5 protein-coding genes are annotated in these 5,428 nt (G+C 65.6%); all 5 read right to left on the bottom strand.

Annotated elements, in window-relative coordinates; genetic code table 11:
• Nucleotides 1-11: 11 nt before the first annotated feature.
• Nucleotides 12-476, bottom strand: coding sequence for a peptide-methionine (S)-S-oxide reductase MsrA (gene msrA, locus F6S12_RS29430; RefSeq protein ID WP_217438425.1), 465 nt, complete (start codon nt 474-476; stop codon nt 12-14).
• Nucleotides 473-1,528: a glycine betaine ABC transporter substrate-binding protein gene (locus F6S12_RS29425; protein WP_053150975.1), complete on the bottom strand. Its 1,056-nt coding sequence runs from the start codon at nt 1,526-1,528 to the stop codon at nt 473-475. Before F6S12_RS29425 ends, msrA begins: the two co-directional genes overlap by 4 nt.
• Complete coding sequence (locus F6S12_RS29420; RefSeq protein WP_315869661.1) at nt 1,525-3,597, bottom strand: ATP-binding cassette domain-containing protein; 2,073 nt, start codon at nt 3,595-3,597, stop codon at nt 1,525-1,527. Before F6S12_RS29420 ends, F6S12_RS29425 begins: the two co-directional genes overlap by 4 nt.
• A gap of 111 nt (nt 3,598-3,708) precedes the next feature.
• On the bottom strand, nt 3,709-4,677 hold the full coding sequence (locus F6S12_RS29415) for an aliphatic sulfonate ABC transporter substrate-binding protein (RefSeq protein ID WP_315869660.1): 969 nt from the start codon (nt 4,675-4,677) through the stop codon (nt 3,709-3,711).
• Between the two features lie 106 nt (nt 4,678-4,783).
• Nucleotides 4,784-5,314 carry a hypothetical protein gene (locus F6S12_RS29410; protein ID WP_228102352.1) on the bottom strand — a complete coding sequence of 177 codons (531 nt, stop codon included), beginning with the start codon at nt 5,312-5,314 and terminating at the stop codon, nt 4,784-4,786.
• Between the last annotated feature and the right edge of the window lie 114 nt (nt 5,315-5,428).

The raw sequence follows: 5,428 nt of genomic DNA, 5'->3' as shown, positions 1-5,428 counted from the left end.
CCTGCAAACGATCAGATATGGCAACTGCTCAGGCCGTTCTTCTCCAGGTAACGCTGGTGCGCTTCATCCGCCAGGTCGAAGCGACCCAGGGGCACGATCACCGTGGCCACGGGTTTGTTGAGGCGTCCGGAGTCTTGCAGGGCGGTCTTGGCCGCCCTCGCCTGTTCGGCTTGCGCGGCGTTGGTGTGGAAGATCGCCGAGCGATATTTCACACCGCCATGCTCGCCCTGGCGATCCACCGAGGTCGGATCATGCAGATCCCAGAAGTGTTCAATCAGGCGGGTATACGCCAGCACCTGCGGGTCGAAATCCACCTGCACCACTTCAATCTGCAAGGCTTCGTCCGCCGCTTCCACGGCGTAGCCGACGCGGCTGTCCACGACCCCCGGCAGCGCCCGGAACGCGGCTTCCGCCCCCCAGAAACACCCGGCGCCGAAGGTCGCCTGTTCGAGGCTGTTCACCGGCGCCCCACTCATTGCGCCACTCCCACTTTCTCGCCGCTGGCACCCAGCCAGCCATCAACGATCTGCGGGTGCGCCGCGACCCATTCCTTGGCCGCCTGCGCCGCCGGTTGCTGTTCCTTTTCGATCTTGAGAATCAGGTCGTTCAGGGCCTGAGGTTCGATGCTGAAGTTCTCCAGGAACGCGGCAATTCGCGGTGCGCGTTTTTGCAGGGCGGTGGACGCCAGGACATACACCCGGGCATCCGGGTAGGCGCAGGTGATCTTGCTCTTGCTCAGCCAGTCGGCATCCACCGTCGGGCTGATGAATTTCCAGCAGCCGTCGGCCTTGTACAGCGGGTCGCCCTTCTTGTTGTCCTGGGCGTAGCCGTCGAACGCCGGTTCATCCAGGCGGCGCAGGTCGAAGGCGGAGAAGATCCAGTCCGGGGTGTAGGCGTAGAAGACCACGCCGCGCTGGGCCTTGTAGGCCGCGGCGAGCTTGGCGTAGGTCACCGAGGCTTCGGTGGACACCGATTCGAATTTGTCGGCAAAGCCGAAATCCTTGGCCTTGATCTCGCCGATGTAGGTCGATTCCCAACCCGCCGGGCCCACCAGCAGTTGCGCCTTGCCGCCGCCCAGGGGTTCGAAGAGTTTCGCCACTTCGGGCTTTTGCAGGTCGTAGACCGACTTCACGCCGTATTTGTCTTGCAGGTAGCCGGGGATGTAGAAGCCCTGCACCCCCAGGTACGGCTGCTTGTTGGGCACCAGGGAGCGGGTGCCGCCGGTGACGTATTTGGCCCAGGCGGCGGACTGGTTGGGCAGCCAGATATCGGTCAGCACGTCCACCGAGCCATCGCCCTTGGCAGCGGCGGCGAACAGCACCGGCACGTCACCGGCGAGGTAGGAAACCTCGCCGTCGAGGCGGCTCTTGATCACTTCGCCAAGGATGTTCTGGATGGCGATGGCGCCGGTCCAGTTCTGCTCGCCAATGACGATCTTGTCCTTGGCCAGCACCGGCAGGGACAACCCCAACAGCAGCGCGGCAGCGCCAAGGGTACGGGTAAACGACTTGTTCAAGGGACACCTCATGATTGATGCAATGTGCGATCCCGCTGGCGCAGGGTCGCTTGAATGATGCGGTCGGGAATCAGCGCGCAGAACACGATCGCGGCGCCGGCCAGCATGCCCTCGCCGCCCTTGATGTTGCGCAGCGCGGTCATCACGTCGTAGCCCAGGCCGCCGGCGCCGATCAGCGCCGCCACCACCACCATCGACAGGCTCATCACCAGGGTCTGGTTGATCCCCAGCAGCAAGGAGCCCGCAGCCAGGGGCAGTTCGACCTTGGTCAGGATCTGCCACGGCGTGGCGCCGTGGGCCAGGGCCGCTTCGACGGCGGTCTTGGGCACTTCCTGAATCCCCAGGGCGGTGAGGCGGATCATCGGCGCCAGGGCGAAGATCACCGTGGCGATCACCGCCGGGGTCTTGCCCACCGAGAAGAACGCCACCGCCGGGATCAGGTACACGAAGGTCGGCAAGGTCTGCATCACGTCCAGGAGCGGAGTGATCAGGCGCCGGGCCAGGGCGCGCTTGGCCAGGAGGATGCCGGCGGGTACGCCGATCAACAGCGAGATCAGCACCGAGGAGCCCACCAGGGCCAGGGTGGCGATGGTCCGTTCCCAGAAACCGAACAGGCCGATGTAGAGCAAGGCCGCGGCACTGGTCAGGGCCAGGGCGGCGCCGGCGCTGCGCCAGGCCAGCAGCACCAGGGCCAGGGCCGGCACCGGCCAGGGCAACCAGCCCAGCAGGCTTTCGATGCTTTCGATCACCGTGCGCACGGCGACTATCACGCCGACGAAGGTGCTTTCGAACGTCACCTGGGACCAGGCAATCAGTTGATCGATGGCCGCGGCGGTGCCCAGCAGCACTTGCCGGTCGGCGGGAAATTGCAGCCAGGGGCCAGTGGCGTCGACGGCCAACACCCGCCACAGCACCAGGGCCTGGGACAGCAGCAACACCAGCCACGGCAGACGCCAGTCCGAACGCCCCAGGCGGCTGGGGCGGCGGGCCAGGGCCAGGCTCAACAGGCGGCTGAGCAGCAAGCCGATGAGCGCCAGGGCGGCCCAGGCGAAACTGGCCGTGGCCAGCCCTTGCCCCAAGGCTGCGGCCGCCCCCAGTTCCAGGGCGAAGCCCAGCCAGTACAGGCCACCGCGACCGCTGGCGGCCAGGGCGGCGGGCCCCAGCAGCAGGGCCTGGGCAAAGGACAGTCCGGGGCTGACCGGCGCCGGGGTCGTCGCGCTCTTGCGCGGGGCAATCGTCGCCACCGGCGTGGCGCTGCGGGCGCCGTGTTCCTGGAAGAAGTCCGCCACTTCGGCATCCGCCGGCTGCTTCAGCAATTCCTCGGGCGTGCCGACCTGAATCAGCTGGCCGTGGCGCAGCACGGCGATGCGGTCCGCCAGGCGCAGGGCTTCGGCCGGGTCGTGGGTCACCAGCAAGGTGGTGATGCCGCGCTCGCGCACCACCTGCAGAAAGTGGCTTTGCAGGTCGCGGCGGATGGTCGGGTCCAGGGCGCTGAAGGGTTCGTCCATCAGCAGGATGTCCGGCTCGCTGACCAGGGCCCGGGCCAGGCCGACCCGCTGCTGCATGCCGCCGGACAGCTCATGGGGATAGTGCTCGCCCCAGCCTTCCAGGCCCATGGCCTGCAGTTGTACGTCGGCTGCGGCATGGCGCAGGGCCTCAGGCTCGCCGCGCAGTTCCAGGGGCAAGGCGACGTTGTCGCGCACGCTGCGATGGGGCAGCAGGCCGAAGTGCTGGAACACCATGCCGATGCGCCGCGAACGCAGGGTGCGCAGTTCCCTGGCCGACAGCTGGCTGATGGCCGAACCGTCGATCAGCACCTCGCCGCTGCTGGGCTCGATCAACCGGTTGATATGGCGCAGCAAGGTGGACTTGCCGCTGCCGGAGGTGCCCATCAGGCACAGCACTTCGCCACGGCGCACCTTGAGGCTGACCTGCTCAACCGCAGGCGGAGCGGACGGGCCACGGCGGCGGGCGTAGTGCTTGGTCAGGTGGCGCAATTCCAGCACCACGTCGGCGTTAACCGCGGGCGGGCTGATTGAGGCAGGGACGGCAAAGGCCTCTTGGGGGTGAACGGCAGACACGGGAACTCCTGACGCCGGGCGCGGGATGGCGTAACCGGCGGTGAACAAGAAAAAGGGGGGCCTGTTCGCCGGCAAGCCGGCTCCTACAAGCGAAAGCGACCTAACAATCCACTACAAGGATTTGGGGCTCCACAACTGCACGGCCCGGGCATCCACTGGCTTGGGCAACAGCTTTTCCTGGTAGAAGGCATCGGCGATTTTCTGCTGCTCGCCCAGGGCGTCGGGCTTGACCGCTTCTACCTTGTAGGTGCGGCGGCTGTTGGCCAGTTCCACCGTCGGCACATCCAGGTTGCCCCACAGCGGGCCCAGCAGTTTTGCCGCCTCGGCCGGGTGCGCCTTGACCCAGGTGCCGGTCTTCTGCAGCTCGGCGAACACTTGCTGCAGCACCTCGGAATGGGCCTTGGCGTAGTCGTTGGAAGCCAGGTAGTAACGGCGATAACTGGCCAGCCCCTGGCCGTCATGCAGCACCCGCGCGCCCTGCTGGCGTTCGGCGCTGGCAACGAAGGGTTCCCAGGTGACCCAGGCATCGACCTTGGCGGTTTCCAGAGCCGCGCGACCGTCGGCCGGGGTCAGGTACACCGGCTGGATATCGGCAAAGCTCAAGCCCGCTTCGCGCAAGGCGGCGATCAGCAGGTAATGACTACCGGCGGCCTTGGTCACGGCAACGCGCTTGCCCTTGAGGTCAGCCAGGGATTTGAGCGGCGAATCCTTGGGGATGACGATGGACTGAGCGGCGGGCGATGGGGTTTCCGTGGCGAAATAGGTGAGCTTGGCCCCGGCGGCCTGGGCGAAGACCGGCACCGTGTCGGCAACATCGGCGCTGATGTCGACATTGCCCACATTCAGCGATTCCGCCAACGGCAGGCCACTGGTGAACTCGTGCCAGGTGATGTTGACGCCCTGCCCCGCCAGCTGTTTTTCCAGGGTGCCCTGGGCCTTGAGCAAGGCCAGCAGGGTCGAGGATTTCTGATAGCCGATGCGCAGGTCGGTATCGGCCTGGGCATTGAGGGCCATGCCCAGCGCCAGGCCGGCCAGGGCGGTGATCGACAAGCTACGACGCAAAGCAAAGGGCAGGCGCATGGGGGCGAACCTTCTGGGAGACAGGAAAGTCGCTAAAAGCTAATCGATCTAACAAATCTAAAATAAATACTTTTTAGGAATTAGCTTAGGTTCGTGCGACTGCCCCCTAACGGTCACAAGGCTTGGAACCGCCGAACTCGGTTTTGCGCAGGCAGAAGAAGCCGTTTTTCTTCAAGGTCAGCGGGGCCACGGCGCAAGGCAGCACGGCCTGATTGACCTCGATCGACACCCGCTCGCCCTGCAACTCGCGCTCGTCCAGCCGCAGCTCGCAACTGCCCGCCTGGTCGCCTGCTGCGTAGCCGATATGGCTGATCACCCGGTTGTCCAGCTTGATCACCAGGGGGTTCTGCGCCGCCGAACAGACCGAGAGGCTGGGGTGGCGGGCGTTGATGCTCAGATGGTTGTCATCGCCAGTGGCCGCCGGGACCAGGGGAATGAACAACAGCGACATCAGGTGGTGGGACGGCGCGGAGGTCAGCTTCACATACAGCGGCTCGGGCCCGCAGGCCAGCTTGAACGAAGTGCCCTGGTCATATTTTCCCTTGCTGGCGTCCTGCCAACCGCCGAGGCTGTCGGCCTTCCAGTCGTGGCCCCATTTGTAATCGATACAACCCCCCAGGCTCAGAGCCAGGGCCAAACAGAGCGCCATCCTGTGCATAGTCGATATCCCGTGCGAAAAGTTCGCCAGTGTACGCCAGGACCAGCGGCTGACGATGCCCTTGTAGGAGCTGGCTTGCCAGCGAAGGCGTCG

The sequence above is a fragment of the Pseudomonas sp. JV245A genome (assembly GCF_032424515.1).
Classification (GTDB): Bacteria; Pseudomonadota; Gammaproteobacteria; order Pseudomonadales; family Pseudomonadaceae; genus Aquipseudomonas; species Aquipseudomonas protegens.
The sequence above is the reverse complement of the archived record's forward strand: the minus strand, read 5'-3'. Positions and strand labels throughout refer to the sequence as shown.

Excerpts from the sequence above, each read along its gene's own strand:
- msrA (WP_217438425.1), bottom strand. The coding sequence starts at position 476 with ATGAGTGGGGCGCCGGTGAACAGCCTCGAACAGGCGACCTTCGGCGCC.
- F6S12_RS29425 (WP_053150975.1), bottom strand. The coding sequence starts at position 1,528 with ATGAGGTGTCCCTTGAACAAGTCGTTTACCCGTACCCTTGGCGCTGCC.
- F6S12_RS29415 (WP_315869660.1), bottom strand. The coding sequence starts at position 4,677 with ATGCGCCTGCCCTTTGCTTTGCGTCGTAGCTTGTCGATCACCGCCCTG.